20 protein-coding genes are annotated in these 25,689 nt (G+C 71.8%); 8 read left to right on the forward strand and 12 right to left on the reverse strand.

The genetic code is table 11. From position 1 onward, the window contains the following. Positions 1–16: 16 nt before the first annotated feature. From AAH991_RS04510 to AAH991_RS04530, 5 genes are all read right to left on the reverse strand, one after another. Positions 17–1,261 carry an AAA family ATPase gene (locus tag AAH991_RS04510; RefSeq protein ID WP_346224458.1) on the reverse strand — a complete coding sequence of 415 codons (1,245 nt, stop codon included), beginning with the start codon at positions 1,259–1,261 and terminating at the stop codon, positions 17–19. Between the two features lie 21 nt (positions 1,262–1,282). Next, positions 1,283–1,777, reverse strand: coding sequence for an MSMEG_6728 family protein (locus AAH991_RS04515; RefSeq protein WP_346224459.1), 495 nt, complete (start codon positions 1,775–1,777; stop codon positions 1,283–1,285). 71 nt (positions 1,778–1,848) lie between these two features. After that, entirely contained in the window at positions 1,849–2,934 is a 1,086-nt protein-coding gene (locus AAH991_RS04520; protein WP_346224460.1) for a Zn-dependent alcohol dehydrogenase, read from the reverse strand. A gap of 40 nt (positions 2,935–2,974) precedes the next feature. Further along, on the reverse strand, positions 2,975–3,169 hold the full coding sequence (locus tag AAH991_RS04525; protein ID WP_346224461.1) for a ferredoxin: 195 nt from the start codon (positions 3,167–3,169) through the stop codon (positions 2,975–2,977). A gap of 38 nt (positions 3,170–3,207) precedes the next feature. Further along, on the reverse strand, positions 3,208–3,672 hold the full coding sequence (locus AAH991_RS04530; RefSeq protein ID WP_346224462.1) for a pyridoxamine 5'-phosphate oxidase family protein: 465 nt from the start codon (positions 3,670–3,672) through the stop codon (positions 3,208–3,210). A gap of 82 nt (positions 3,673–3,754) precedes the next feature. Here AAH991_RS04530 and AAH991_RS04535 point away from each other — a divergent pair, with 82 nt between their 5' ends. Then, positions 3,755–4,384, forward strand: a complete 630-nt coding sequence (locus AAH991_RS04535; RefSeq protein ID WP_346224463.1) for a class I SAM-dependent methyltransferase — start codon at positions 3,755–3,757, stop codon at positions 4,382–4,384. A gap of 22 nt (positions 4,385–4,406) precedes the next feature. On the opposite strand, the gene AAH991_RS04540 is transcribed toward AAH991_RS04535, so the two are convergent. Further along, positions 4,407–4,814: a RidA family protein gene (locus tag AAH991_RS04540; RefSeq protein WP_346224464.1), complete on the reverse strand. Its 408-nt coding sequence runs from the start codon at positions 4,812–4,814 to the stop codon at positions 4,407–4,409. Between the two features lie 99 nt (positions 4,815–4,913). Here AAH991_RS04540 and AAH991_RS04545 point away from each other — a divergent pair, with 99 nt between their 5' ends. After that, positions 4,914–5,294, forward strand: a complete 381-nt coding sequence (locus AAH991_RS04545) for a winged helix-turn-helix transcriptional regulator (protein WP_346224465.1) — start codon at positions 4,914–4,916, stop codon at positions 5,292–5,294. A 21-nt stretch (positions 5,295–5,315) separates the two neighbouring features. Here AAH991_RS04545 and AAH991_RS04550 read toward each other — a convergent pair whose 3' ends face one another. Genes AAH991_RS04550 through AAH991_RS04560 form a run of 3 tightly spaced genes read right to left on the reverse strand, consistent with a single transcriptional unit; the run spans position 5,316 to position 8,360 of the window. Beyond that, positions 5,316–6,377, reverse strand: coding sequence for a prenyltransferase (locus tag AAH991_RS04550; protein WP_346224466.1), 1,062 nt, complete (start codon positions 6,375–6,377; stop codon positions 5,316–5,318). Beyond that, positions 6,374–7,087, reverse strand: a complete 714-nt coding sequence (locus AAH991_RS04555) for a class I SAM-dependent methyltransferase (RefSeq protein WP_346224467.1) — start codon at positions 7,085–7,087, stop codon at positions 6,374–6,376. Before AAH991_RS04555 ends, AAH991_RS04550 begins: the two co-directional genes overlap by 4 nt. Positions 7,088–7,118: 31 nt before the next feature. Further along, positions 7,119–8,360 carry a glycosyltransferase family 4 protein gene (locus tag AAH991_RS04560; protein WP_346224468.1) on the reverse strand — a complete coding sequence of 414 codons (1,242 nt, stop codon included), beginning with the start codon at positions 8,358–8,360 and terminating at the stop codon, positions 7,119–7,121. 255 nt (positions 8,361–8,615) lie between these two features. Here AAH991_RS04560 and AAH991_RS04565 point away from each other — a divergent pair, with 255 nt between their 5' ends. Next, positions 8,616–9,641, forward strand: coding sequence for a GDP-mannose 4,6-dehydratase (locus AAH991_RS04565; RefSeq protein WP_346224469.1), 1,026 nt, complete (start codon positions 8,616–8,618; stop codon positions 9,639–9,641). 216 nt (positions 9,642–9,857) lie between these two features. Here the strand turns inward: AAH991_RS04565 and AAH991_RS04570 are convergent, their stop codons facing one another. The 3 genes from AAH991_RS04570 to AAH991_RS04580 all read right to left on the reverse strand — a co-directional run bounded on the left by AAH991_RS04570 (position 9,858) and on the right by AAH991_RS04580 (position 15,340). Beyond that, on the reverse strand, positions 9,858–10,829 hold the full coding sequence (locus tag AAH991_RS04570; protein WP_346224470.1) for a type IV toxin-antitoxin system AbiEi family antitoxin: 972 nt from the start codon (positions 10,827–10,829) through the stop codon (positions 9,858–9,860). 306 nt (positions 10,830–11,135) lie between these two features. Further along, complete coding sequence (locus AAH991_RS04575; protein WP_346224471.1) at positions 11,136–12,338, reverse strand: cytochrome P450; 1,203 nt, start codon at positions 12,336–12,338, stop codon at positions 11,136–11,138. A 173-nt stretch (positions 12,339–12,511) separates the two neighbouring features. Then, positions 12,512–15,340 carry an ATP-binding protein gene (locus AAH991_RS04580; protein WP_346224472.1) on the reverse strand — a complete coding sequence of 943 codons (2,829 nt, stop codon included), beginning with the start codon at positions 15,338–15,340 and terminating at the stop codon, positions 12,512–12,514. Positions 15,341–15,769: 429 nt separating this feature from the next. Here AAH991_RS04580 and AAH991_RS04585 point away from each other — a divergent pair, with 429 nt between their 5' ends. From AAH991_RS04585 to AAH991_RS04605, 5 genes are read left to right on the forward strand one after another with little or no spacing between them, the layout of a single operon-like run. Further along, positions 15,770–18,025 (forward strand): TOMM precursor leader peptide-binding protein, encoded by a 2,256-nt coding sequence (locus AAH991_RS04585; protein ID WP_346224473.1) that lies wholly within the window; start codon positions 15,770–15,772, stop codon positions 18,023–18,025. A 16-nt stretch (positions 18,026–18,041) separates the two neighbouring features. Further along, entirely contained in the window at positions 18,042–19,571 is a 1,530-nt protein-coding gene (locus tag AAH991_RS04590) for a SagB/ThcOx family dehydrogenase (RefSeq protein WP_346224474.1), read from the forward strand. Continuing rightward, positions 19,568–20,380 carry a biotin/lipoyl-containing protein gene (locus AAH991_RS04595; protein WP_346224475.1) on the forward strand — a complete coding sequence of 271 codons (813 nt, stop codon included), beginning with the start codon at positions 19,568–19,570 and terminating at the stop codon, positions 20,378–20,380. Before AAH991_RS04590 ends, AAH991_RS04595 begins: the two co-directional genes overlap by 4 nt. An 11-nt stretch (positions 20,381–20,391) precedes the next feature. Beyond that, positions 20,392–22,644, forward strand: a complete 2,253-nt coding sequence (locus tag AAH991_RS04600; protein WP_346224476.1) for an NHLP family bacteriocin export ABC transporter peptidase/permease/ATPase subunit — start codon at positions 20,392–20,394, stop codon at positions 22,642–22,644. After that, positions 22,641–25,616 (forward strand): NHLP bacteriocin export ABC transporter permease/ATPase subunit, encoded by a 2,976-nt coding sequence (locus tag AAH991_RS04605; protein ID WP_346224477.1) that lies wholly within the window; start codon positions 22,641–22,643, stop codon positions 25,614–25,616. The genes AAH991_RS04600 and AAH991_RS04605 overlap by 4 nt, the downstream gene beginning before the upstream one ends. The last annotated feature ends 73 nt before the right edge of the window (positions 25,617–25,689 follow it).

Genomic DNA, 25,689 nt, shown 5'->3' on the forward strand with positions numbered 1-25,689 from the left:
AGGCATGCCCTCACCCTCACGCCGCCATCACGTCGTCGGCGTTCCACGCGAGGCCGACGCCCTCCACGTCGGGCCGGATTCCGGACAGTGACACCACCGCGAGGCCGCCCGTCTCCGGGTCGAAGCCCGGCACCTGAGCGGCGTCGCGGCGCAACGCGGCCAGATCGTGTCCGTCGAACGGCGTGCCGAGCCACTTGACGGAGCCCGCGAACAGCACCCGCCGCGCCACCGGCGCCCGGTCCGCGCCGACCAGATCCACCTCCGGAGAGAACCGGCGGTTCCACCAGCCGCCGACGGCCTCCGCGTCCGGCCAGGGCAGTTCTCCCGCCGTGGCGGCCATGTCCAGGGCCTGTCTGATCACCGGTTCGACGGCCCGGCCGCGCAGACTCGCCCAGCGTCGCCGTACGAGCCGGAAGGCGAGGTCGGGGCGTCCGCGGCGGGAATGTTCGGCCGCGGCGCGCAGGACGCCCAGGTACATCCGCAGGTTGTGGTCCCGTATGCGGTACAGCGCCGGCTTGCCGGGCTGGACGGACAGCGGTTCGTCCATCGCCAGGACGCGCTTTTCGCCGGTGAGCCTGCGCAGGAGGGGGGAGAGCGACCCGGACTGCAGCGGGCCCTCGCGTCCGCCCGCCGTCGCGGCGATGGCGGCGTGGGTCCTGTCGCCGCCGCCGACCGCTTCCAGCACCCGGCGGGCCTGATCGGGCGAGGGGAACTCGGCGAGCAGGACGGATTCGGGCACGCCGAAGAGGGCGGACGCGGGGTCCTCGCACTCCTGCCGGATGAACTCCATCGGGGGAGTGCCGTGCGGCCAGGCGCGCAGGACCCCGGGCAGCCCTCCGCTGGCGAGGTACGCCTCGACGGCGTCACCTCCGGTCAGCCCGAGCGCCCCGGCGGTCTCCGCAGGATCGAGCGGGTCGAGCGCCATGGTGTCGGCGCGCCCGTAGAAGGGCCGGTCGTAGGCGGTCAGCCGCTCCATCGTGTGAAGGTCGCTGCCGAGGAGAAGCAGGAAAACGGGCTTGGTGGACAGGAACCTGTCCCAGGCTTTCTGCAGCGCGCCGTCGAACAGGTCGTCCTGTTCCGTCAGCCAGGGCATCTCGTCGACGACGACGATCGAGGGGGTCGCCGGGATCGCCGCGTGCAGCACGCGAAACGCCTCCGGCCAGCTTCCACTGGTGACGCCGACGACCTGCTCGGGATCGGCGGGCAGGCACGATTCCCTGAGTTCCGCGCAGAACTCCGCGACCGCCTCGACCGGCGGCAATCTACAGGTTCGCCGGGAACGCTAGGAGGTGCGGCGGGGCGGGAGCAGGGCGTTGACGCGGTCGGAGTCGGGCCAGACGTAGGGAAGGTCGTCGGGGTCGCCGGGGAACTTCGGGCCGTAGAAGTCCGGATCCTTGCGCAGCAGGGCAGATCGGTGACTGAGGTGGAGGGCGGGGTCGCCGAGCCATGGCGGCAGTTCGCCCGCCTCCGCGAGGGCCGCCTGGGTGCGGGGTGCCTCGATGCCCCGGCACTCGAGCAGCTCCCTGCTCATCGTCCCGGCGCAGGTGTCGGCGCGGCCCAGGTCACACCAGGCCGCGACGATCTCCAGGCCGTAGCGGACCAGGGCCTCCTCGTAGCCGGCCCACATGTGCGCCACCGGATGGTGCCGCCAGCCGTACCCCGGGATGGTCAGCGTACGCAGGACCTGCAGGGCCTCGACCCGCTGCTTGCCGAGGCGGAGCGGGTCGAGGACGCGGGCGGTGGCCGCGAAGTCCGGGTACGGCAGGAACGTCTGCATGACGCCGGTCTGGCTACCCGGGTCCGCCGGAGATATCCCCGCAGGCAGGGAGATCTCCGGCGAAGGAGGGATCAGTCGAACAGCACGATCTGCCGCAGCACCTCGCCACCGCGCAGGGCGGCGACGGCCTCGTTCAGGTCGCCGATCCTGATCCGGGAGCTGATCATGCTCTCCAGGTCGAGCTTGCCCGCCTTGTAGAGGTTCACGAAGCGCGGGAAGTCCCGGCGGACGTCGGCGTCGCCGTACAGCGAGCTGAGGATGTTCTTGCCCTCGAACAGCAGGGAGAAGGCGGTCAGCGGCACCTGGTCGTCCATGGCGCCCGCGCCGACGACGATGACGTCGCCGCCGCGCCGCGTCGCCTGCCAGGCCGTCATGATGGCGGCCGACTTGCCGACCACTTCGAAGCCGTGGTCGAAGCCCTGGCCGCCGGTCAGTGTGCTGATGGCGTCCATGAGCTGGTCGGGGGTGCAGGCGTGGGTGGCGCCCACCTTCTTCGCGAGCGCGTGCTTGGACTCCAGCGGGTCGATCGCGAGGATCGTGGTCGCGCCGGAGATGCGGGCGCCCTGGATCACCGACAGGCCGACGCCGCCGCAGCCGACGACCGCCACGGTCGCGCCGGGGCGCACCTTCGCGGTGTTGAGCACCGCGCCGACGCCCGTCGTGATGCCGCAGCCGATCAGCGCCGCCGCCTCGTACGGCACGTCCGAGTCCACCTTGATCGCGCCCTGCCAGGGCACGATGATCTCCTCGGCCCAGGTGCCGCACCCGGCCATGCCGAACGCCGGGGTCTCGCCGCCGAACCGGAAGCGGGGCTCGGCGAAGCTCTTCATCATGTACGTCATGCAGAGGTTCGGCTGGCCGACGGTGCAGCTCGGGCAGTCGCCGCAGGCGGGCGTCCAGTTGATGATGACGTGGTCGCCCGGCTGCACGGTGGTGACGCCGTCGCCCACCTCGACGACCTCGCCCGCACCCTCGTGGCCGGGAATGATCGGGAGCGGCTGCGGGAGCACCCCGGTGAGCACCGAGAGATCGGAGTGGCAGACACCGGTGGCCCTGACCCGCACCCGGACGTCACCCGGGCCCACCGGCGTCAGCGTGAAGTCGTCTCTGATGTCGAGCTTTTCGTCGCCGACCGCGTGCAGAAGCGCGCCGCGCATGGGGACCTCCTGGTCTTTCCGGGGGTGGAGTGCCGCGCGGTCAGTCGTCGTCGAGCGACAGCGCGGCCTTGGGACAGGACCGGACCGCGTGGCGGACCCGGTCGAGCAGTTCGGCGGGCGGCTCGGGCATCAGCACGTGGAGGTTGTCGTCGTCGTCGACCTCGAAGACCTCCGGCGCCAGGCCCATGCAGACGGCGTTGGCCTCGCACACGTCGTAATCGACCTTGATCTTCATGGCGCGTTCTCCTCCTGTGCGTCACGTCGCGCTGGAGTTCACACGTTATCGCCGAGCTTGCGGTGGTCCCAGGAGACGACGCGAACCGGCTTGACCACGTAGGCCACACGCTTGCGCGCGGTGTGCTCGACGTACTCCCGCATCCCGGGATCGTCGACGGGCCCTCCGGCCATGCGCCCGACGATGCCCAGCCCGGCCTCCAGGACGGCCGCGGGGTCGTCGACCAGCCGCGCCTTGCCGTAGACGAGCACGCCGCGCAGCTGCGCGTAGTCGTCCCCGGTCTCGATCAGGCAGCTCACCCGCGGGTCCCGCGCGATGTTGCGGGCCTTCTGCGACTTGGCGTACGTCCAGAACGTGACATCGCCGTCGTCGAGCCCGTAGAACATCGTGACCAGATGAGGCGTGCCGTCGGGGTTGACGGTGGCGAGCTGGAGCTTGCCGGCGGCCCGCAGGAGCTCGGCGATCTCTTCTTCGCTCATCGCGATGCGCGCACGCTGATTCACGAAGCAAAGTAGAACACGTTGCATCAGGGCGGACAAGGGGCTGTCCGAACATCATTCGGGTCGCCCGGGTAGGGTGCGGCTCATGCTGACTCCGATGCCCGACGACCTGCGCCGCGCCGCCGAGGAGGCGCGCGGTTTCATGCCGCCCGCCGAGGGCGAGGCGCTGTACGAGACCGCCTGCGCGTACGGCTCCCGCGGCCCGATCTGCGAGATCGGTACGTACTGCGGCAAGTCGGCGATCTACCTGGGCGCCGGGGCACGGCGGGCGGGCACGGTGGTCTTCACCGTGGACCACCACAGGGGATCGGAGGAGATCCAGCCGGGCTGGCCGCACCACGATCCCGAGCTGGTGGACCCGAGGACCGGGCGGATGGACTCGCTGCCGTTCTTCCGCGACACGATCGCCGCCGCCGGCCTGGAGGACGAGGTGATCGCGGTCGTGGGCGCCTCGGCGACGGTCGCCCGGCACTGGTCGACCCCGCTGGCCGTGCTGTTCATCGACGGCGCCCACTCGGAGGAGCCGGTGACGGCCGACTACGAGGGATGGGCGCCGCACGTGATGCGGGGCGGCGCGCTGGTCTTCCACGACATCTATCCCGACCCGGCCGAAGGCGGGCAGGCGCCGTACCGGGTCTACCTGCGCGCGCTGGAGTCGGGCGCCTTCCGCGAGGTGCGCGTGACCGGCTCCCTGCGCGTGCTGGAACGCCTCTGACGGCGTACGCGGCCGGGCGCGCTCACTCGATGACCGCGACGGCCTCGACCTCGACCAGATGCTCGGGTACGTCCAGCGCCGCGACGCCCAGCAGCGTGCCGGGCGGCACCGGGGTGACCCCCAGCTTTGCGGAGGCCCGGGCGACCCCCTCCAGGAACAGCGGCATCTTGGCGGGAGTCCAGTCGACGACGTAGACGGTCAGTTTCGCCACGTCGGCGAAGGAAGCGCCGGCCCCGGCCAGAGCGGTGGCGACGTTCAGATAACACTGCTCGACCTGTGCGGCGAGGTCGCCTTCGCCGATCGTCACCCCGTCGGCGTCCCAGGCGACCTGTCCGGCGACGAAGACCAGCTTCGACCCGGTCGCGACCGACACCTGCCGGTAGGCGTCGATCTCCGGCAGCCCTGCGGGGTTCAGCAGAGTGAGGGCCATGCTGCCCACCTCCTCGTTAGTCTCTTGTGGTTACTCAGGAACTGTAGGAGAGTGACCGCTGACAAGGAAGAACGCACTTTTCAGTGACAGGGGAACCTCATGGTGACCAAGCAGTTCAGCGGCTCGCCGGAGGATGCGGACCTCACGCGCGCGGACTCTCTGGCGCGGGAGATCTTCTCGGACATCGCCAACAAGTGGGCGTTGCTGATCATCGAGTCCATCGGTGATCGCACCCGGCGCTTCAGCGAGTTGCGCGACGAGATCGAGGGCATCAGCCACAAGATGCTCACCCAGAATCTGCGCATGCTGGAGCGCAACGGCCTGGTCGAGCGGACCGTGCACCCCACCGTGCCGCCGCGGGTCGACTACACCCTCACCGAGCCGGGCCGGGCGCTGCGACCGGTCGTCGACGGGATGTGCGACTGGACCCACCGGTACCTCGGTGACATCGAGGCATCCCGCGGCCGCTTCGACGGCTGAAAGCCGGGCGCGGCCGGCCGGTCAGGCGCGGGCGCGCTCGCAGCCGCACTCGCCGGTGCTGCGGGCCTGCCGGCCGCCGGCGTCGCGGAAGATCCCCGAGCCGGGGGTCGCGCGGGCGAGGGCGTCCGCGGCGAGGACCACCGCGGCGGCCGTGTAGCCCGACCGCTCGTTGGGGAAGTGCCGCTCGTTCACGAACTGCCAGCCGGTCCAGTAGGAACCGTCCGCGTGGCGCAGGTGCTGCATGTCGGCGAACACCGCCAGTGCGCGCTCCCGTAGCCCGGCGGCGTCGAGCGCGAGCACCAGTTCGCACGACTCCGCGCCGGTCACCCAGGGCTGGTCGGAGACGCAGCGCGCGCCGAGGCCGGGCACGACGAAGGTGTCCCACCCCAGGTCGAGGCGCCGGACCGCCGCCGTACCGCGTACGGCGCCGCCGAGCACGGGGTAGTACCAGTCCATCGAGAACCGGCTCTTGTCGGCGAACGCCTCCGGGTGGCCGGCGATCACGTGGCCGAGCTGGTCGGCGGCGAGCTCCCAGTCGGGCTGCGGGTCGCCCAGCCGCTCGGCGAGCAGCGCCCCGCACCGCAGGCCCTGGTGAATCGACGAGGACCCGGTGAGCAGGGCGTACTCCGCCGGGCGGCCCTCGGCGTCGCGCTGCCACAGCACCTCGCCGCGCGCGGTCTGCAGGCCGATCACGAAGTCGAGGGCCCGGGTCACCACCGGCCACATCGACCGGGCGAAGTCCTCGTCGCCGGTCACCAGCAGGTCGTGCCAGACCCCCACCGCGATGTACGCCGCGTGGTTGGACTCCCCGGCCGCCTCGGCGGGCTCGCCGTCGCGCACCTTCATCGGCCAGGAGCCGTCCGGGCGCTGGTGCCGCACGAGCCAGTCGTAGCCCTTGCGGGCTTCGGGGCGTAACCCGGCGACGGTCAGCGCCATCAGGCACTCGATGTGGTTCCACGCGTCGATGTGGCCCTCGGGCCAGGGCACGCCGCCCTGGTCGTCCTGGATGGCGGCGATGCTCTCGGCCGTACGGACGACCTGCTCGGCGGTGATGATCCCCGGAACGTCCGGCACCCGCCTCATGCCGGCTTCCGGACGTAGACCACCACGCTCTTGCCGATCAGGGGGTTGAGCACGGCCTCGGCCAGCCGGGTGGCGAGGGGGCGCTTCATGATGTCCCAGACGAGAAGCTCGTGGTAGGCCTTGGCCAGCGGGTGCTCGTCGTCGTTCACGCCGACGGCGCACTTGATCCACCAGTACGGCGAGTGCAGGCCGTGGGCGTAGTGGTGGCCGCCGACCTCGAGCCCGGAGGCCTTCAGCTTGGCCTGGAGCTCCGCCAACGTATAAATCCGGATATGTCCGCCAGGGGCCGTGTGGTAGTCCTCCGACAGGGCCCAGCAGATCCTCTCGGGCAGGAAGCTCGGCACCGTGATCGCGGCCCGGCCGCCCGGCTTCAGCACGCGGACGATCTCGCGCATCGCGGCCATGTCGTCGGGGATGTGCTCCAGCACCTCGGCGGCGATGACGCGGTCGAACGACGCGTCGGGGAACGGCATGTCGAGGGCGTCGCCGACCACGGTGTCGCCGGTCGCGCCCGCCGGCACCTCGCCCTCCTTGTCCATGGCCGCGAACATGGCCGCCACGCTCTCCATCTCGGCGGCGTCCATGTCGAAGGCGACCACGTCGGCGCCCCGGCGCAGCACCTCGAAGGCGTGCCGGCCACCACCGGCCCCGAGGTCGAGGACACGGTCGCCAGGTCCGACGGGCAGCCGGTTGAAGTCGACGGTCAGCACTCGCTGCCTGCCTTTCGTAAGTTCTGGGGAGTCACCGCGAGGGGGTGTGGGCGGCGATGGCCTCGTGGTAGGCCTCGACCGTGCGGCGGGCGACCACCGGCCACGCGTAGCGCTCCATGACGCGCTCGTAGCCGCGCCGGCCGAACTCGGCGCGCTCCTCGGGGGAGTCGAGCAGGCGGCGCAGCACGGCGGACAGCTCCTCGGGGTCGCCCGGCGTCACCTGCACGGCCGCGTCGCCGACCACCTCGGGCAGGGCGCCCGTACGCGAGGCGACCAGCGGCGTGCCGCACGCCATGTGCTCGACGGCCGGCAGCGAGAACCCCTCGTACAGCGAGGGGACCACCGCGACCTCGGAGGTGGCGATCAGCTCGGCCAGCTCCTCGTCGGGGATGCCGTGCACGAACCGCACGCGGTCGTGCAGCGACAGCTCGTTGACAAGCTGTTCGGTCGGTCCGCCCGGCGTCGGCCTGCTGACCACGGTGAGGTTCACGTCCCGCTCGGTGGCGAGCTTGGCGACCGCCCGCAGCAGGGTCGCCACGCCCTTCATGGGCGAGTCGGCGCTCGCGACGGCGACGATCGAGTTGTTTCGCTTGGGCAGTTCCGGCCGGGGGTGGAAGAACCGCGTGTCGACGCCGAGCGGGATCAGCCGCATGTTGGACTGCGGCACGTTGAAGTCGCGGTGGATGTCGGCGAGCGACGACTCGCTGACGGTCAGGATCGGGCTGAGCCGGGGCGCCACGATGCTCTGCATGCGCACGAAGCCGTACCAGCGGCGCATCGACAGCCGCTTCCAGCCCTTGGCGGCCTTCAGCTCGATCCGCCGGTCCACGCTGATCGGGTGGTGGATCGTGCCGACCACGGGGAGCAGCTTCTTGATGCCGAGCAGGCCGTAGCCCAGCGTCTGGTTGTCCTGGACGACGTCGAAGTCGCCCCGCCGCCTCTTCAGCTCGCGGTAGGCCCGCAGGCTGAACGTCAGCGGCTCGGGGAAGCCGGCCGTCCACATCGTGGCGACCTCGAGCGCGTCGATCCAGTCGCGGTATTCGTCGAGCTTCGGCGTGCGGAACGGGTCCTCGTCGCGGTAGAGGTCCAGGCTCGGCACCTTGTTGAGGATCACGCCGTCGTCCAGCTCCGGGTACGGCTGGCCCGAGAAGACCTCGACGTGGTGGCCCAGAGCGACGAGCTCGCGGCTGATGTGGCGCAGGTACACCCCCTGGCCGCCACAGGTGGGCTTGCTGCGGTAGGACAGCAGCGCGACTCGCAGCCTCTCCGCCAAGAGGCACCCCTTTCCAGCCGGTTTCCCGCCGTGCCCCCGTGGGGCTGCTGCCAGGAACACTACCATTTGACCTTAGATGGGGTAGGTGAGGTGGAAAGGGTCCTCGATCGACTTTCACCCCACCCGACCTGGGGTGTTAGCTTACTCGAACGAGATTCGGTGTAACACGTTCTAGTAGTGCATATGTAGGCACGGCCAGGCAGGGCGGTACATTCGCCTCTCATAGGCCAAGTTGGGCGCTACGAGGAGGATCCGTTGGCCAGGCGTGCGCTGATCACCGGCATCACCGGTCAGGACGGCTCCTATCTCGCGGAACACCTGCTGAGCGAGGGATACGAGGTCTGGGGCCTGGTCCGGGGGCAGGCCAACCCCCGCGTCCCGCGGGTGCGCCGGCTCCTGCAGGACGTGCGGCTGGTCCGCGGCGACCTGCTCGACCAGGGGTCGCTGATCTCTGCCGTGGAGAAGGTGCAGCCGGACGAGGTCTACAACCTGGGCGCCATCTCGTTCGTGCCGATGTCCTGGGAGCAGGCCGAGCTGACCGGCGAGGTGACCGGCATGGGCGTGCTGCGCGTGCTCGAGGCCATCCGCGTCTGCTCGGGGATCACCGCCTCGCGGGGCTCGGCGGCCGGGCAGATCCGCTTCTACCAGGCGTCGTCCTCGGAGATGTTCGGCCAGGTCAGGGAGACGCCGCAGACCGAGCGCACCCCCTTCCACCCCAGGTCGCCGTACGGGGTGGCCAAGGCGTACGGCCACTTCCTCACGCAGAACTACCGCGAGTCGTACGGGATGTTCGCGGTGTCGGGGATCCTGTTCAACCACGAGTCGCCCCGGCGCGGGGCCGAGTTCGTCACCCGCAAGGTCTCGCTCGGCGTCGCGCGGATCAAGCTCGGCATGGCCGCGGAACTGCGCCTGGGCAACCTGGAGGCGCGCCGCGACTGGGGCTTCGCCGGCGACTTCGTCCGCGCCATGCACATGATGCTGTCGGCGGCCGAGCCCGAGGACTACGTCATCGGCACCGGACGCACTCACTCGGTGCGCGAGCTGGTCGAGGCGGCGTTCGCCGCCGCCGATCTGGACTGGGAGCGGTACGTCGTCTGTGACGCGGCCCTGCATCGCCCGGCGGAGGTCGACCTGCTGTGCGCGGACCCGAAGAAGGCCCGCACGCAGCTCGGCTGGGAGCCGACGGTGTCGTTCGAGGAGCTCGTGGGGATGATGGTCGAGGCCGACCTGCGCCTGCTCGCCGACGGCGGCGACCCCGAGCAGGACTCCTCCTGGCCCTGACCCCCACCCCCGGGCCGTGATCTTGTAGTTTGTCGCACGCGGACGGGCTGACCTGGGCGTTCACCTTTCGTGATCATGTAATTTTCTGTGCGCTGTGCGGCCTGACCTGCACCGATGGCGATCGTGATCATGCACTGGTGGTGGGCATGGCTGTCCCCGCGCACGGTCCGGCCGTACGCGGAGACCGGCTCTCAGGTCACACGGGGATCAAGCGCCCTATGCCGCGTACCGCCGATAGCGCGCCTCCGGGCTGCCGAGCAGGCGAAGCTGACGCTGCAGGCGTACCGACTCTTCCGGAGTGGGCCGCCATCCGCTCTCCCACAGCCGCTCGGCCGCACGCTCGAGGAAGGTCGCGGGGCTGCCGAACAGCTCGTCCTTCCGGACGATCACCAGCCGCCACCCCAGGCGACGGATCTCCGCTCGTCTCCACTCGTCATGCGCCCTGTCCTGGGCGCGGCTGTGGTGGTCGTGGCCGTCGTACTCGATGCCAACCCGGTATCGCTCGATGCCCATGTCCAGATAAGCCACCCGTTTTCCCGGCAGCTCGACACGGACCTGAGAACGCGGCCGGGGCAGTCCGGCGTCGACGACGAGAACCCTGACCCAGCTCTCCGGCGGGCTCTGCGCACCCGCGTCGCCGAGGGCGATGACCTCACGCAGGCGTTTCGCGTTCCGCCGGCCGGCGAGCTCCGCCGCTCGCCCGCGCAGCCGCTCCTCGGCAATCCCGCGCGCGAGAAACTGATCGAGCGCCGCGACGGCCTCCAGCCGCGGCAGCCATCGGGCGCAGTCGAGCGCCGTACGCTCCTGAGTCGTCACCGTGACTCCGCCGACCGAGGTCACGTCGCCGGGAGGCAGCCGATCGCTCTGGCGTCCGACGACGTACGCTCTTCGCGGCGGCGTGCGGCCGCCTCTCGGTACGACGACCTCGACAGGCCACTCGTCCTGCCGTTTCCCGGGAGAGAGCACGTCGAGCCCCCATAGCCAGGCGGCCGTCCTGCGACAGGCGACGACGTCCCGGGACGTGATGCCAAGCGCGTGTGCGCGTACGGCGAGGGCGCGTGGGTCGGGGCCGGCGTAAAGACCGCCACGGGTGACCCGCCAGAACCTGCCGGTGGACACCAGCCGCGACAGATCGCTGCGGCTCAGGCCGTACGCGGAGGCGAGCGGGGACGAAAGATACTTCTCCATGGCTCAGATCGTGCGGCATCGCGTCGGCTCTCCTTCGCCCGTACGCCGCGTCCTGTGGATAACCCGGTGCATGATCCCGTACGGGATCGGCGCAGGTTACGGCAGGTGCAGGGAGCAACGTGCAAGATCATGGCGGCGGGAGGCGCAGGTCGGCGCGGTCGCGTGCGACAAAGTGCAAGATCACGAAGGGTGAAGTGGCACGTCAGAGGGCCCTTGTGCGGCAAACTGCAAGATCATGGCCGGTGAGGGTGCTGCTCACCGGCCATCTTTGCGACTTATTGCATGATCACGCGGGGGGGAGGGGGGTCAGGGGGTGAGGGCGACGGGCAGGGTCTTGATGCCGTTGATGAAGTAGGACCTCAGCCGCTTGGCCTCGCCGGTCTGCCGGATGCCGGGCAGGCGCTGGGCCAGCACCTCGAACAGCACCCGAAGCTCCAGCTTGGCCAGGTGGTTGCCGAGGCAGAAGTGCGCCCCGCCGCCGCCGAAGCCGATCTGGGGGTTGGGGTCGCGGCCGATGTCGAACTCGCCGGGCCGCTCGAACACCTCGGCGTCCCGGTTGGCCGACGCGTAGAAGACCACCACCTTGTCGCCCTCGGCGATCTTCCGGCCGCGGATCTCGGTGTCCGCGGTGGCCGTACGCCGGAACAGGTTGACCGGGGACACCCAGCGGACGATCTCGTCGGCGGCCGTCCTGGCGAGGGAGGGGTCGTCCACCAGGCGCTGCCACTGATCCGGGTGCTCGAAGAGGGTCAGCATGCCGCCGGAGGCCGCGTTCCTGGTGGTCTCGTTGCCCGCCACGATGAGCAGCAGGACGAACAGGTCGAACTCGTCCTCGGTCAGCGTCTGCCCGTCCTCGTCCGGCTGCAGCAGCCGGGTGACGATGTCGTCGCGGGGTTCCTGCCTGCGGGCCTCGGCCAGAGTGTGGGCGTAGGAGTAGACATCGAGGGCGGCGGCCTGCCCCTCCTCCGGGCTGGTGGCGTAGTCGGGGTCGTCGCTGCCGATCATGCGGTTGGACCACTCGAAGATCTTGTCCCGGTCCTCGACCGGCGCGCCGAGCAGCTCGCAGATCACGTACAGCGGGAGCGGCGCGGCGATGTCCCGCACGAAGTCGACCTCGGGCTTGCCCTGGACCTCGTCCATCAGCGCGTGGCAGATGTCGCGGATGTGATCCTCCAGCCGCCCGATCTGGCGCGGGGTGAAACCGCGGTTGACCAGTGAGCGGCGCCGGGTGTGGTCGGGCGGGTCCTGGTTGAGCATCATCAGGCGCTGGAGCTCGCGTTGCTCCTCGGGCATCTCGTCGAACAGGGCCAGCTTGCGGGCCGAGGAGAACAGATCGGAGTGGCGGGAGACGTGGACGACGTCCGCATGCTTGGTGATCGCCCAGAATCCGGGCCAGTCGTCCTGCCCCTCGTGCCAGTGGACGGGCGCGTTGTCCCTGAGCCAGTGGAGCTGTTCGTGCGGCACCCCGCTGTGCGCGTAACGGTCCTTGTCGACGAGGTTGATTTCCATGGCTCCACCTAATCGGGTTCGGCTGCCCTTGGTAAGAGGGATGATCGCCCTGTCGGCGCGGTACATGTGGTCGGCGCTCGCTCGATCCGACACCGATCTGAAACGTGTTCTATTACGCGCGCGACGGCCCGTCAAGCGACCCCGAGGTGACCGGCCGCTACCGCTCCGCCGTCCTATTCCTCCCGGCCGGGCAGGCGGCCGGTGCCGGTGGGGCGTTCGCGCAGCCGTTTGATGGTCTCCGCCAGCTCGGCCCGCGTGTGGATGCCCAGCTTGCGGTAGATGCGGGCGAGGTGGGTGTCCACGGTCCGCTTGCTGATGGACAGCTCCGTGGCGACCTGGAGGTTGCTCATGCCGCGCAGGACCAGGTCGGTGACCCGTATCTCCCCGGCGGTCAGGGGCGAGGGGCCACCGGGATGCCCGACGCGGGGCCGTCCGCCGGCCCCGGCGAGGTTGCGTTCGGCGAGCGCGGCGAGTCGCACGGCGCCGCGGCCGTCGGCGAGCGCGTAGGCCTCGCTGAGCGTGTCGTGGGCCCGGCGCGCATCTCCGGCGGCCTGCAGGGCGATGCCCATGCGCACCATCGCGCGCAGGCGCTCCACGCCGCCCTCGGGCCCGTCGAGCACGGTCAGCGCCTCGGTGAGCAGGTCGAGGCGGCGATCGCCCTCGGCGGTCGTGCTCATGGTGCTCAGCGCGCGGCCGATGCCGTAGGGGACGCCCCAGGCCCGGGCCAGCTCCAACTCCTCCTCGGCCAGGCGGCGGGCCGTCACGCGCTGGCCGAGCCGCATGTAGGCCAGCGCCGCCTGGCCGCGCCAGCCCCCGCAGGCGGGATTGACCACTCCGGCCGACAGCAGTTGCCGCCCTGCCTCCAGCAGGGCCCGCAGCCCTTCGCGTACGTCGCCCCTGGCGATCGAGACCCGGCCCTGGGCCTCCAGCAGTGCTCCGTGCAGGAAGGGGTGCACCGGCTCGCGCGCGGCGACCTCGTCGAACAGCGCGTGCGCGACGTCGAGTTCGTCGCGTTCGAGGAGCACGCGGGCCGCACAGGACACGGCGGCGGCGTGCAGTCCGAGAGCGTGCGACCCCCGGGCGAAGAGGATGGCCTCCCGCGCGTGCGCCAGCGACGCGCGCAGCTCCCCTCTCCGGTAGGCGACGTCCGACAGCAGCGTGACGGCGAGGGCCTGCCCGGTCATCGACGCGTGCGCCCGCGCGTCGGCGGCCACCTGCTCCGACCAGTACGCCGCCTCGTCCAGGCGGCCCGCCCAGAGCAGTGCGATGACCAGCGTCGGCGGGATCGGCCCGCCCCCGTCGAGGCAGCGCCGGGCCAGGGCCAGTGTGCGCTCGCGGTGCTTTCCCCTGGCCGCGCCGGACAGTGCGGCGGTGGCGAGGTAGTCCTGCGCTCCGGCGCTGGTGCCGGCGCCGAGGTGCCGCATCGCCGCGCGTGAGCCGTACGACTGGCCGGTGAGCAGTGCCTGCGAGCTGAGCCTCAGCAGCACCTCGCGGCGGTCGGGGAGCCGGCCGTCCGGGTCGTCGTCGAGGCCGCGGGCGATGTCGCAGAAGGCCGACGCGGCCTCCGGAGAGTTGAGCGTGAGCAGGGTGGTGGCGAAGGGCGCCAGGGACTCGGCCCGCTCGCCGTCGTCGGCGAGCGCGGTCACGGTGCGGAAGTGCCGGAGGCAGGCCGGGATGTCGAGGTGCACCTCCACGGCGCCCAGCTCGGCGGTCACCTGGAGGACGGTCCGGCCCTTGGCCGTGGCGAGTGCCCGGTGGAGGTAGCGGGTCGCGTCCTCCCAGGCGTTCTCGGAGACCGCCTCCCGCGCGGCCTCGCGCAGCACCGACACGGCCCACGGGTCGCCGGTGGGACTGGCCGACAGCAGGTGCCGCGCCGACCGTTGGGGCGGCGAGCCGAGGCGGTGCAGCAGCGAGGCCGCCCGCCGGTGCAACTCGTCGCGCGCGCGGGGATCCATCCGCGCGAGGATCGTCGACTGGACGAGGTCGTGTGTGAACCGCTGCGGCGGGCTGCCCTCCAGCAGGCCCGCCCCCGCGAGCGCCTGTCCCGCCTCCTCGGCCGCGACCGCGCCGTACCCGGCCAGCATCGCCGCCGTCTCCAGCCCGGCGTACGGCGCGATGACGGCCAGGCTCTGCAGGAGGGTGAGGAGGGATGGATACCTGCCGCCGAGCCATTCGAGGACGGTCTCCGACAGCGCGATCGCGCCGATGCGCTGCACCCTGGGCAGCTCCGAGCGTTCCGGCAGGACGTCGGCGGCGGCCAGCCGTGCCGCGGTCTCCAGCAGGAGCAGCGGGTTGCCCTTGGTGAGGCGGTGACAGGCGCTCACGATCTCGTCGTCCACGGGAGCGCCGAGCGCCGACCCGACGAGCGTGGCGGCGCAGTTGCGGCACAGCGCGGAGGGCCTCAGCGACCGCGCGTACGGCAGCGTCAGGATGTCGCGGATCGTCTCGCCGGCGTCGCGGTCGTTCGCGTCGCAGGTCAGGATCATCGCGATGGGCAGGCCGTCGAGCCGCCTGGCGATGTAGGAGCACCACTGCGCCGACTGAGGGTCGGCATGGTTGAGGTCGTCGACCGCGATGATGAGCGGCTGCCCCGCGGTCAGCGAGCGGGTGGCCCGGTAGAGATCGTCGAGCAGCGTGGCGGGCACGCCCGGTGCGCTCCCGTCGTACGGCACGGCCGTCATCGCCGGCGCGTGCACACCTCCGTCGAGGACGGCGGCGGGGGCGCCGAGATCGGCCCGTCCCGAGCCGCTCATCATCGGGTCGAACAACTGACGGACGATGCCGAACGCGAAGGAGCTCTCGTCGGCGTGACCCCGGGCGCTGAGGACCACCCCACCCGGCCTGCGTGCGAGCGCCGCGTGCAGCAGCCGGGTCTTCCCGATTCCCCGGGTGCCCTGAATCACCAGTACGGCCGGCCGCCCAGCGGAGAGCCCGGCCAGTACGTCGTCGACGACCTCTAGCTCCTTGTCACGGTGCAGTAGTACCGGCCGCCCTGAGGCCATCCCTACCCCCGGACCACATGCTTATTTTTCTCGACACACGGATCATGCCGGACAGGGTCGGCCTTCTGTCAATACGTGAAATCCGGCGGAGTAAACACACTATCGCCGACAAGTAGGGTTGATTTCCGTCATGATTTCCGGTCCGATGACTGGGGTGAATCGCCGTTCGTCGCCGGAACGCGTACGCCGACGGGGATTCGGGTGTCCGAATCTCCGCGACGGGCCGGCGGCCGATGTCGTCGGGGCCCGTGGGGCATACGTATTCCGCCGCGCGGCCGGTGCTACGCATCGTCGTACGCACCGGTCCGGATTTCGAGGTGTGCGGGCGATGCGTACGTATATATCCGTATGGCGATTACGTCTTTACTTCTTCCCGAATTCAATGGAATTCTCCGCTCATCGGCTAATCGCCCAGTGAATGGCGGGGGCATGGAACGGCCACGGCTCAAGGCGCACTTCAGCACCGAAGTCCTCGACGACGCGAAAGTCTTCCTTCTGGCGGAAGGCCAGCACTATCTCGTACGGGGCGCGGGCTCGGGCCGCGTCCTTCCCTATCTCGACGGCCGGCACACGGTGATGGACATCGTCCAGGCACTGGCCGGCGAACTGTCACCGGCCCAGGCGGTCCTCGCGATCCGGCGCTACGAGGCCGCCGGCCACCTGGTCGAGGGCCGGCCGGGCCTGACCGATCCGGTGCTCGCCTTCTGGGACGCGCAGGGCATCGACCCCGCGGCCGTCGTCACGGCCCTGGAGCAGACCTCCTTCCGCGTGTTCGCGGGCACGGGCGTCGACCCCGGACCGGTCGAGGCGCTGCTGCGTGAGCACGGGCTGCGCACGGACCCGCACGGCGACGGCATGGTCGTGGCGGTGGTCGACGACTACCTGGACCCGGGCCTGGAGGAGCTCAACGCCGAGTGCCTGGCGGCCGGGCGGCCCTGGGTGCTGGTCAGGCCGGCCGGCACCGTGGCCTGGCTCGGGCCGCTGTTCCGGCCGGGGGACACGGGCTGCTGGGCCTGCATGTCCCAGCGGCTCGCGGGCAACCGGCAGGTCGAGCGTTACCTGGCGGGCAAGCGGGGCGACGGGCGGCCGGGCCATCCGGTGCGCGAGGCCCTGCCCGGCGGCGTGGCCGCCGTGGGCGGGCTGCTCGCGGCCGAGCTCGTGCGGACCGTCGCCACCGGCGGACCCTCGACGCTGCAGGGCACGATGATCACGGTCGACCTGCGCACGCTCACCACCGCCGAGCACCAGCTGATCCGGCTGCCGCAGTGCCCGGTGTGCGGCGACCCCGCGCTGATCGGCGAGCGCGAGCCGAAGGTGGCGCTGGCCTCGCGGAGCGCCCGGCACGTTACCGACGGCGGCTACCGCGTCGAGCAGCCCTCGGCGACGTACGCCCGGCTCGAGCGGCACATCAGCCCCTATCTCGGCGCGGTCACCCGCCTGCGCCCGTGGGCCGACGAGGACAACGGCGTGACCTACAGCTTCACCGCGGGTCACAACTTCGCGATGCTCGGCGACAACATGGACCTGCTGCGCCGTAACCTGCGCGGGCAGAGCGGCGGCAAGGGCCGGACCGAGATCCAGGCCAAGGTCAGCGCGCTGTGCGAGGCGATCGAGCGCTACTCGGGCGTGTGGCGGGGCGAGGAGCCGGTGCTCAAGGCGGCCTACGCCGACATCGGAGACGGCCTCGCGGTCCACCCGGACGACCTGCTGCTGTTCTCGGACAAGCAGTACGGCGACCGGTCCGCCTGGAACAGCGACCCCTCGCACCGGCTGCACCTGGTGCCCGAGCGGTTCCGCACCGACCTGCCGCTGGACTGGTCGCGGGCCTGGTCGCTGACCGCCGACGAGGAGCGGCTGATCCCCGCCGGATACGCCTGGTACGGCCACCCCGACCTGGAACGCCACTTCTACTGCGTCGGCGACTCCAACGGCAGCGCCTCGGGCAACACCCTGGAGGAGGCGATCCTGCAGGGGTTCTGCGAGGTGGTGGAGCGGGACGCGGTCGCGCTGTGGTGGTACAACCGGGCCCGCAGGCCCGCCTTCGACCTCGACTCGCTCAACGAGCCGTACGTCGACACGTTGCGCGAGTTCTACGTCGGCATGGGCCGCAGCCTGTGGCTGCTCGACCTGACCACCGACCTCGGCGTGCCGGCCTTCGCCGGCGTCTCCCACCGGCTCGACCACCCGGTGCAGGACGTCATCGTGGGGTTCGGCGCCCACCTCGATCCCCGGATCGCCGCGCTGCGGACGCTGACCGAGGTCAACCAGTTCCTCCCCTCCGTACGCCGCAGGGACGAGAACGGCGAGACGATCTATCACGACGACGACATCGCCACGCTCCGCTGGTGGAAGGAGACCACCATCGAGAGCGACCCCTGGTTGCTGCCCGACCCCGAGCAGCGCCCCCGCACACTCGCGGACCACGTGGTGCCGCGGGACGCCGACCTCGCGGCCGACGTCGAGACCTGCGTCTCCCGCGCCGCCGCCTGCGGGCTGGAGATGATCGTGCTCGACCAGACCCGGCCGGACCTGGAGCTCAACGTGGCCCGGGTGCTGGTTCCCGGGATGCGCCACTTCTGGCGCCGGCTCGGCCCGGGCCGCCTGTACGACGTCCCGGTGGCCCTCGGCTGGCGGACGCAGCCGGCCACGGAGGAGGAACTCAACCCCACCAGCGTCTTCTTCTGACCCGATAGGGGGAGCGATGCACACCGTTCGGGTGCGGCTGCGCCGCGACGCCGGCCTGTCAGAACCGGGGGGGACGCCGGGGGCGGTCACCCTGGCCACGCCGTTCGGCCCGGCCGCGCTGCGGGGCCTGCCCGCGGGCGCGGTCGCCGCGCTGCGCGCGCTCGCGGACGGCGGCGCGAGCGAGGAGGAGCTGGCCGGGATCGTCACCGGGCACGACGGCGAGGGCGGGCTGCTGCGCTGGCACCTGCTGCTGCGCAAGCTGTCGGCCGGGGCGCTGCTGGAACGGGCCGTCCTCCTGGTGCCGCCCGGCGGGAAGGTGGTGCCGTCCGGCGGGGAGATGGTGCCGTCCGGCGGGGAGATGGTGCCGTCCGGCGATGAGCCGGTGGCCGTGCTGCGCCCCTACGGCGGAGGTCCCCTGCGCCCGGCCGCGCCGCTCGCCGCGGACGCCCGTGTGCGCCTGTCGAGGTTCGCCGTCGCGGCGCCGGAGGACGGCAGGCTCGTGGTGCGCGCACCCCGCAGTCCCCTCGGGGTCGAGCTCGCCCCGGCCGCCGCCCCGCTGCTCGGCCTGCTCGCGGACTGGACGACCCCGGCCGCGCTCGCCTGCCCAGGCCTGCCGGCCGAGACCACGGCGGCGGTCCTCGGACTGTTCGCCGATGCCGGGCTGCTGGTGCGGCCGACGCCGGAGGGGGAGGACCCCGAGCGCGGCGCCGCGCCGCTCGCCCAATGGTCGCCGGCCGACCTGTGGCTGCACACCCGCACCCGGGAACCACGCACGACCGGGCGTTACGGCGGCACCTATCCCCTGAAGGGCGTGTGGGATCCGCTGCCGGTGACGCCGCCCGCCTTCCCCGGTCCCCGGATCGCGCTGGAGCCTCCGGACCTGGACGCGATCGCGAAGACCGAGCCCGGTCTCACCGAGGTGCTGGAGGGCCGCCGCTCGATCCGCGAGCACGACGCCGCCGCCCCGATCACCCGGGACCGCCTGGGCGAGCTGCTCTACCGGACGATGCGCCAGCGGCGCACGTTCACCGGTGAGGACGGCCAGGAGCTGGCCGACCGGCCCTATCCGTCCGGAGGCGCCGTCCACGAGCTGGAGGTCTACCCCCTCGTCGTCTCCTGCGAGGGCCTGGAGCCCGGCCTGTGGCACTACGCCGCCGACGCGCACGCGCTGGAACGGGTGGCCGATCCCGGCCCGGCGACCCGGACCCTGCTCGACCGGGCCAGGTCGGCGGCCATGATGACCGAGGACCCGCAGATCCTGCTGATCATCACCGCCCGCTTCGGCCGGGTGATGTGGAAGTACGAGACCATCGCGTACTCGCTGATCCTCAAGCACGTCGGCGTGCTGTACCAGACCTTCTACCTGGTGGCCACGGCCATGGGCCTGGCGGTCTGCGGGCTCGGCGGCGGGGACGCGGCGGAGTTCGCCGCGGCCGGCGGCCTCGACCCGCACGCGGAGGGCAGCGTGGGCGAGCTCGTGCTCGGCAGCAGGCCGGGTGCCGCGGCGGGGACGCCGCCGGAGTGGCCGACGGGGGTGCCGTCGTGAAGTTCCGGTACAAGGCCCTGCAGCGCATGCGGGAGCCGGACGAGCTCGACTCCCCGACCCTGCTCGCCTCTCCGCGCGGCTGGATCGCCACGTTCGTCGTGCTGATCGTGGTCGTCGCCGCGGGGGCGTGGTCGTTCGTCGGCCGGTTGCCGGTCACCGTCACCGCCAAGGGGCTGCTGACCCGTCCGGCGGGCACCGCGGAGCTGCAGAGCCCCTACACCGGCACCGTGCGGACCATGATGGTGAGCCCCGGCCTGCGGGTGGTGCGCGGTCAGGCGGTCGCGGAGGTCCTGCGGGCCGACGGCACCGTGCGCACCGTGAGCAGCCCGTTCACCGGGGAGGTCGTCACCACGTCGGCGAGGGCGGGCGCGATGGTCCGCGAGGGCGACGGGCTGCTCGCGATGGAGCGGACCGACGATCCCCACGACCGCATGGTCGCGATGCTGTTCGTGCCCGGCGACCACGCGCTCGGCATCGCCCCCGGCCGTACGGTCGACCTCGCGGTCGCCGACGCCCCGCCCGGCGTGTTCGGGCTGCTGCGCGGCACGGTGACCTCGATCAGCCCCTATCCGCTGATGGCGGAGGGCGTCGCCGGCCTGGTCGGCGGGGACCTCGCGGCCCGCGGCTACGTCACCGCGCAGCCGCCCCGCCTGGTGATCGTCGACCTCCTCCCCGACGCGGCGACCCCCTCCGGCTACTCCTGGACGACCGAGACCGGTCCCCCGGCGAAGCTGCGGTCGCAGGTCACGGTGACGGGCACGGTCACGCTCAGCAGCCAGACCCCCTTCAACCTGCTCCTCGGACGCTGAGAAGGAGACGGATGAGCCAGGTCACGGCGCCCCGCGCCGACGCCCAGCCGCCCCGGGCCCCGCGCGGGCGCGCTCATCCCCGGAAGGGCGGCCGGCGCGGGAGCACGCCGACCGTCATCCAGATGGAGGCCGTCGAGTGCGGGGCGGCCGCCCTCGCCATGGTCCTCGGCCACTACGGCAAGTTCGTGCCGTTGGAGGAGCTGCGGGCCGCCTGCGCGGTGTCCCGCGACGGCGCGAAGGCGTCCAGTGTGATCGCCGCCGCCCGCAAGTACGGGCTGGAGGCCAAGGGCTTCCAGATGGAGCTGGACGACCTGCGTGACGTCGTGAAACCGGCGATCATCTTCTGGGCGTTCCAGCACTTCATGGTCGTCGAGGGCATCCGTACCCGCTTCGGCAGGCAGGCGGTGGCGGTCAACGACCCCGCGAGCGGTCCCCGCCTGCTCGACTGGGACGAGTTCGACTCGGGCTTCACCGGCATCGTGCTGACCTTCGAGCCCGGGCCCGGGTTCCGGCCCGGCGGCCGCCCCACCCGGGTGGCCGAGGCGCTGCTGTCGCGTCGCCTGCCCTCCGGCCGGGCGCTGCCGCTGGTGCTGCTGGCGAGCCTGCTGCTGGTCGTGCCCGGGATCATCACGCCGGCGTTCAGCCGGGTGTTCATCGACCACATCCTCACCGGCCGCAGTCCCGGCTTCATCCTGCCGCTGCTGCTGGCGATGTCGATGACCGCCCTGGCGATGTTCGTGCTGACCTCGGTCCAGCGGCACTACCTGCTGCGCATGGAGATACGGATGGGGCTGGTCAGCTCCGCCCGTTTCTTCCGGCATCTGCTGCGCCTGCCGGTGGAGTTCTTCCTGCAACGCAGGCCCGCCGAGGTCGCCAGGCGGGTGTCGGCCAACGACACGGTCGCCGAGATCCTGTCCAGGGATCTGGCGGTCACCGTCGTCAACCTCGTCCTGGTGCTCTTCTACGCGGTCGTCCTGATCCGGTACGACCTGCTGCTCGGCCTCATCGGCGTGGGCATGGCGCTGCTCAACATCGTGGTCCTGCGGCAGGTGTCGAGGGCGAGGACCGACGCGGTGGCCGCCCTGCGGGCCGACCTCGGCAACCTCACCTCGGCCACCTTCAACACGCTGCAACTCGTGGAGACCGTCAAGGCCACCGGCGCCGAGCCCGGCGCGTTCCAGAGATGGGCGGGGTTCCTGGCCAAGGCCGTGACCGCCCGGCAGCGGCTGGGCGTGCCCAGCGCGGTCATCACGGTCGTGCCACCGCTGCTCGCCGGGGTCAACAGCGGGCTCATCCTGCTCGTCGGCGGTCTGCGGGTGGTGGACGGGGCGGTCAGCGTCGGCCTGCTGGTGGCCTTCCAGAGCCTGCTCGGCTCGCTGTCGCGGCCGGTCACCCAGCTCACCAACCTCGGCGGGCGCCTCCAGGACATCTCGGCCGACATCACGCGCCTGTACGACGTGGAACGCCACCCCCGCTCGCCCGTCTTCGACCGCGAGGACAGACCCCTGGGCAGCCGCCTCGACGGGTCGATCACCTTCGAGGAGGTGACGTTCGGCTACAACCCGCTGGCCAAGCCGGTGATCAAGCAGGTGTCGTTCGCGGTGGTGCCCGGCCGCCGGGTGGCGATCGTGGGGAGCTCGGGGAGCGGCAAGTCGACGATCGGCAAGCTCGCGGCGGGGCTGTACGGGCCGGCGTCGGGCCGGGTGCTGCTCGACGGGCGCGACCGCCAGGAGATCTCGCGGACCGAGCTGGCGGCCTCGATCGCGTACGTGGACCAGGACATCTCGCTGTTCGAGGGCACGGTGCGCGACAACCTCACGCTGTGGAGCGACGACGTCTCCGACGAGGTCGTCACCGCCGCGCTGCACGACGCGGCGATCTTCGACGTCATCTCCGCACGCCCCGGCGGGCTCAACAGCCGGGTGCGCGAGGGCGGGCGCAACTTCAGCGGCGGCCAGCGTCAGCGGATGGAGCTGGCCAGGGCGCTGGCCGCGCAGCCGACCCTGCTCGTCCTCGACGAGGCCACCAGCGCGCTGGACCCGGAGACCGAGCGGGTGATCGCCGACAACCTGCGCCGCCGGGGATGCGCCTGCCTGATCATCGCTCATCGGTTGTCGACCGTACGGGACGCCGACGAGATCCTCGTGCTGCACGAGGGCGAGGTGGTGGAGCGCGGCACACACGAGGACCTGGTGCGTCTCGGCGGGCACTACGCGCGGTTGATCGAGAACGCCCGGGCGGGCGGCGAGGGAGCGGACCAATGAGCGTCTCGACCGTGGCGGAGTCCCCGGCGTTCTCGGCGTTCTTCACCGACGCGGCCACGCCCGTCGACTACTCGGCCGACCGGCTGCTCGTGCTCGCCGACCTGCGCGAGGTGCTGCTGGTCGAGCGCGGCGCGGTCGACCTGTTCGCCGTACGCCTGGAGAACGGCAGGCCGGTCGGCAGGTGGAACTACCTGTGCCGGGTGCGGCAGGGCTCGTTGATGCTCGGCTCGCCCCGGGGACCCAGGCACAGCATCGTCGGGCGGCCGGTGCTCGGCACCCGCGTGTCGCGCCTGCCGCTGGCCCGGCTGGAGGGCCTGTCGGCCCGGCGCGTCCACGGCCCGTCCCAGTCGGGCAAGGTGGTCCGCGCCCTGTCCACCCGCGACTACGGCCTGGCGGTGCGCGAGTTCGTGCGGGGCCTGGATGCCGGGCTGGTGGCGCTCGCCGCGTCGATGCGCGACACGTTGCCGCCGCGCGACTTCGTCCCGCTGGTGCCGCACGAGCCCGTCGTCGTCCGCGAGGGCGAGGCCGTCCGTTCGGTCGACGGCGTCCAGTGGATCACCGTCGAGGACGGCGTGGTCGAGATGCCCGAGGGCGTCGCCGGCCAGCTCAGCGCGGGCGCCGAGGTCTGCGTCACCGAGCGGGACTGGCTGATGGCGCTCGGCCCGGCCCGGCTGCGCGCCCGGTCGACCCTCGACCTGCTCGGCGAGGGCGCGCTGTGGCACCGGTGGGTCGAGCACACCACCCGCTTCCTCTACATGATCGACCGGCGGGTCGAACGCCGGAACTCCGCCGAGCTGAAGGCGCTGACGAGCCGGGCCGAGCGCGGCGGGGACGTGCTGCGATCCACCGCCCGCGGCTTCGACACGCTGGTGCGCGACACCGAGGCGCGGGTCCGCCTCGCCGACGTGGCGGGGGATTCGCCCGCACTGGCCGCCGCGCGCCTGGTGGCCTCGCACGCCGGGTTCTCGGTGACGGCGCCCCCGCAGGGAGGGGCGCACGGCGGCCGGATCGACCCGCTTCAGGCCATCGCGCTCGCCTCCGGCGTGCGCACCCGCAGGATCCGGCTGGACGACCGCTGGTGGCGGCGGGACATCGGGCCGATGGTGGGCTACCGCGCCTCAGACGGGGCGCCGCTGGCGCTGCTGCCCATCGGGTCGCGCTACGTCATGGCCGCGCCGGGGGAGGATCGCGTCACCCCGGTCACGGCGGCGGTGTCCGGCACCCTGACCCGGCACGCCGACGTGCTGTACGAGCCGCTGCCGCCCACCGTCACCGGGGTGGGCGGGCTGCTGCGGTTCGGGCTCGCCAAGAACCGCAAGGACCTGTGGACGCTGCTCAGCCTGGGCACGCTGGTCGCCATCATCGGCCTGCTGGTGCCCGCCATGACCGGCCTCGTGCTCGGCACGTACGTGGCCAGGGCCGAGCGCGAGATGATCGTGCAGGGCGCGCTGCTGGTGATCGCGGGCTCGCTCGTGGCGGCCTCGCTGTCGGTGGTGCAGAACTTCGCCGCGCTGCGCATCGAGGGCAGGTCGTCGGCCCGCCTGCAGGCGGGCGCGTGGATGCGGCTGCTGTCGCTGCCGGCGACGTTCTTCACCAACTTCTCCACCGCCGAGCTGGGCACCACGGTCCTCGGCGTCAGCGCGGTGCAGGAGACGCTGTCCGGCGTCATGACGACGGCGGCCCTCGGCCTGTTCGCGGGCCTGGCCAACCTCGTGCTCGTGTACTTCTACGACGTGGGGCTGGCGCTGATCGCGACGGCGCTCGTGCTGGCCGGAGTGCTCGTGTGCGCGGTCGCCGGTGGTCTCGAGGTGCGCCTGCAGCGCAGGCTCTACACCCACGAGCAGCGGCTGTCGTCACGGGTCTTCCAGCTTCTGACGGCGGTGCCGAAGCTGCGGGTGGCGGCGGCCGAGGACCGGGCCTTCGGGGTCTGGTCGTCGGAGTTCCTCAGAGCGCGCAGCGTCGGCGTGTCCGCCCGCCGGGTGCAGAACTTCGTCACGACCTTCAACGCCGGTTTCCCGCTGGTCGCCTCGGTCGTCGTCTTCGCCGTGGTGGCCGGGCCGATGCTCGGGCAGGTGCCGGTTCCCGCGTTCCTGGCGTTCTTCGCCGCGTTCAACCTGCTGCTGGCCTCGGTGCTGCAGTTCACCGGCGCGGCGATCACCGCGATGAACGTGGTGCCCATGCTGGAGCGGCTGCGGCCGATCCTGGCGGCCGAGCCGGAGGAGCACACGGGCAAGGCCGATCCGGGCGAGTTGTCGGGCCGGATCGAGCTGTCGCGGGTGTCGTTCCGGTACGGCGAGGACGGGCCGCTCGTCCTGGACGAGGTGGACGTGTCGATCGAGCCCGGTGAGTTCGTCGCGATCGTCGGCCCGACCGGCAGCGGCAAGTCGACGATCCTGCGGCTGCTGCTGGGCTTCGAGTCGCCGAGCTCCGGGACGGTGCTGTACGACGGCCAGGACCTGCACGAGCTGGACATCGGCGCGGTGCGCCGCCAGTGCGGGGTGGTCCTGCAGAACAGCGCGCTGCTGGCCGGCGACATCAAGACCAACATCATCGGCAGCACCGACCACACGATCGACGACGCGTGGGACGCCGCCGGCATGGCGGGCATCGCCGACGACATCGCGAGCATGCCGATGGGCATGCACACGGTGTTGTCGGAGGGCACGAACACGCTGTCGGGCGGGCAGAGGCAGCGCATCATGATCGCGCGTGCGCTCGTCTCGCACCCCCGCATCGTGCTGTTCGACGAGGCGACCAGCGCGCTGGACAACCCCACCCAGAAGGTGGTCACGGAGAGCACCCGCCAGCTCAACGCCACCCGGATCGTGATCGCCCACCGGCTCTCGACGATCAGGGACGCCGACAGGATCGTGGTGCTCGACCGCGGGCGCGTCGTCCAGCAGGGCAGGTACGACGAGCTGCTGGAGGACGCCGGCGGGTTGTTCGCCCGGCTGGCCCGCCGGCAGATCTGACGATCGCCAGACGTGCGCGCCGCCGGCGGACCCGAGGTCCGCCGGCGGTGTCCGTGTGTCCAGAAGCGGGGCC

The sequence above is a fragment of the Microbispora sp. ZYX-F-249 genome, from assembly GCF_039649665.1.
Taxonomy (GTDB): Bacteria; Actinomycetota; Actinomycetes; order Streptosporangiales; family Streptosporangiaceae; genus Microbispora; species Microbispora maris.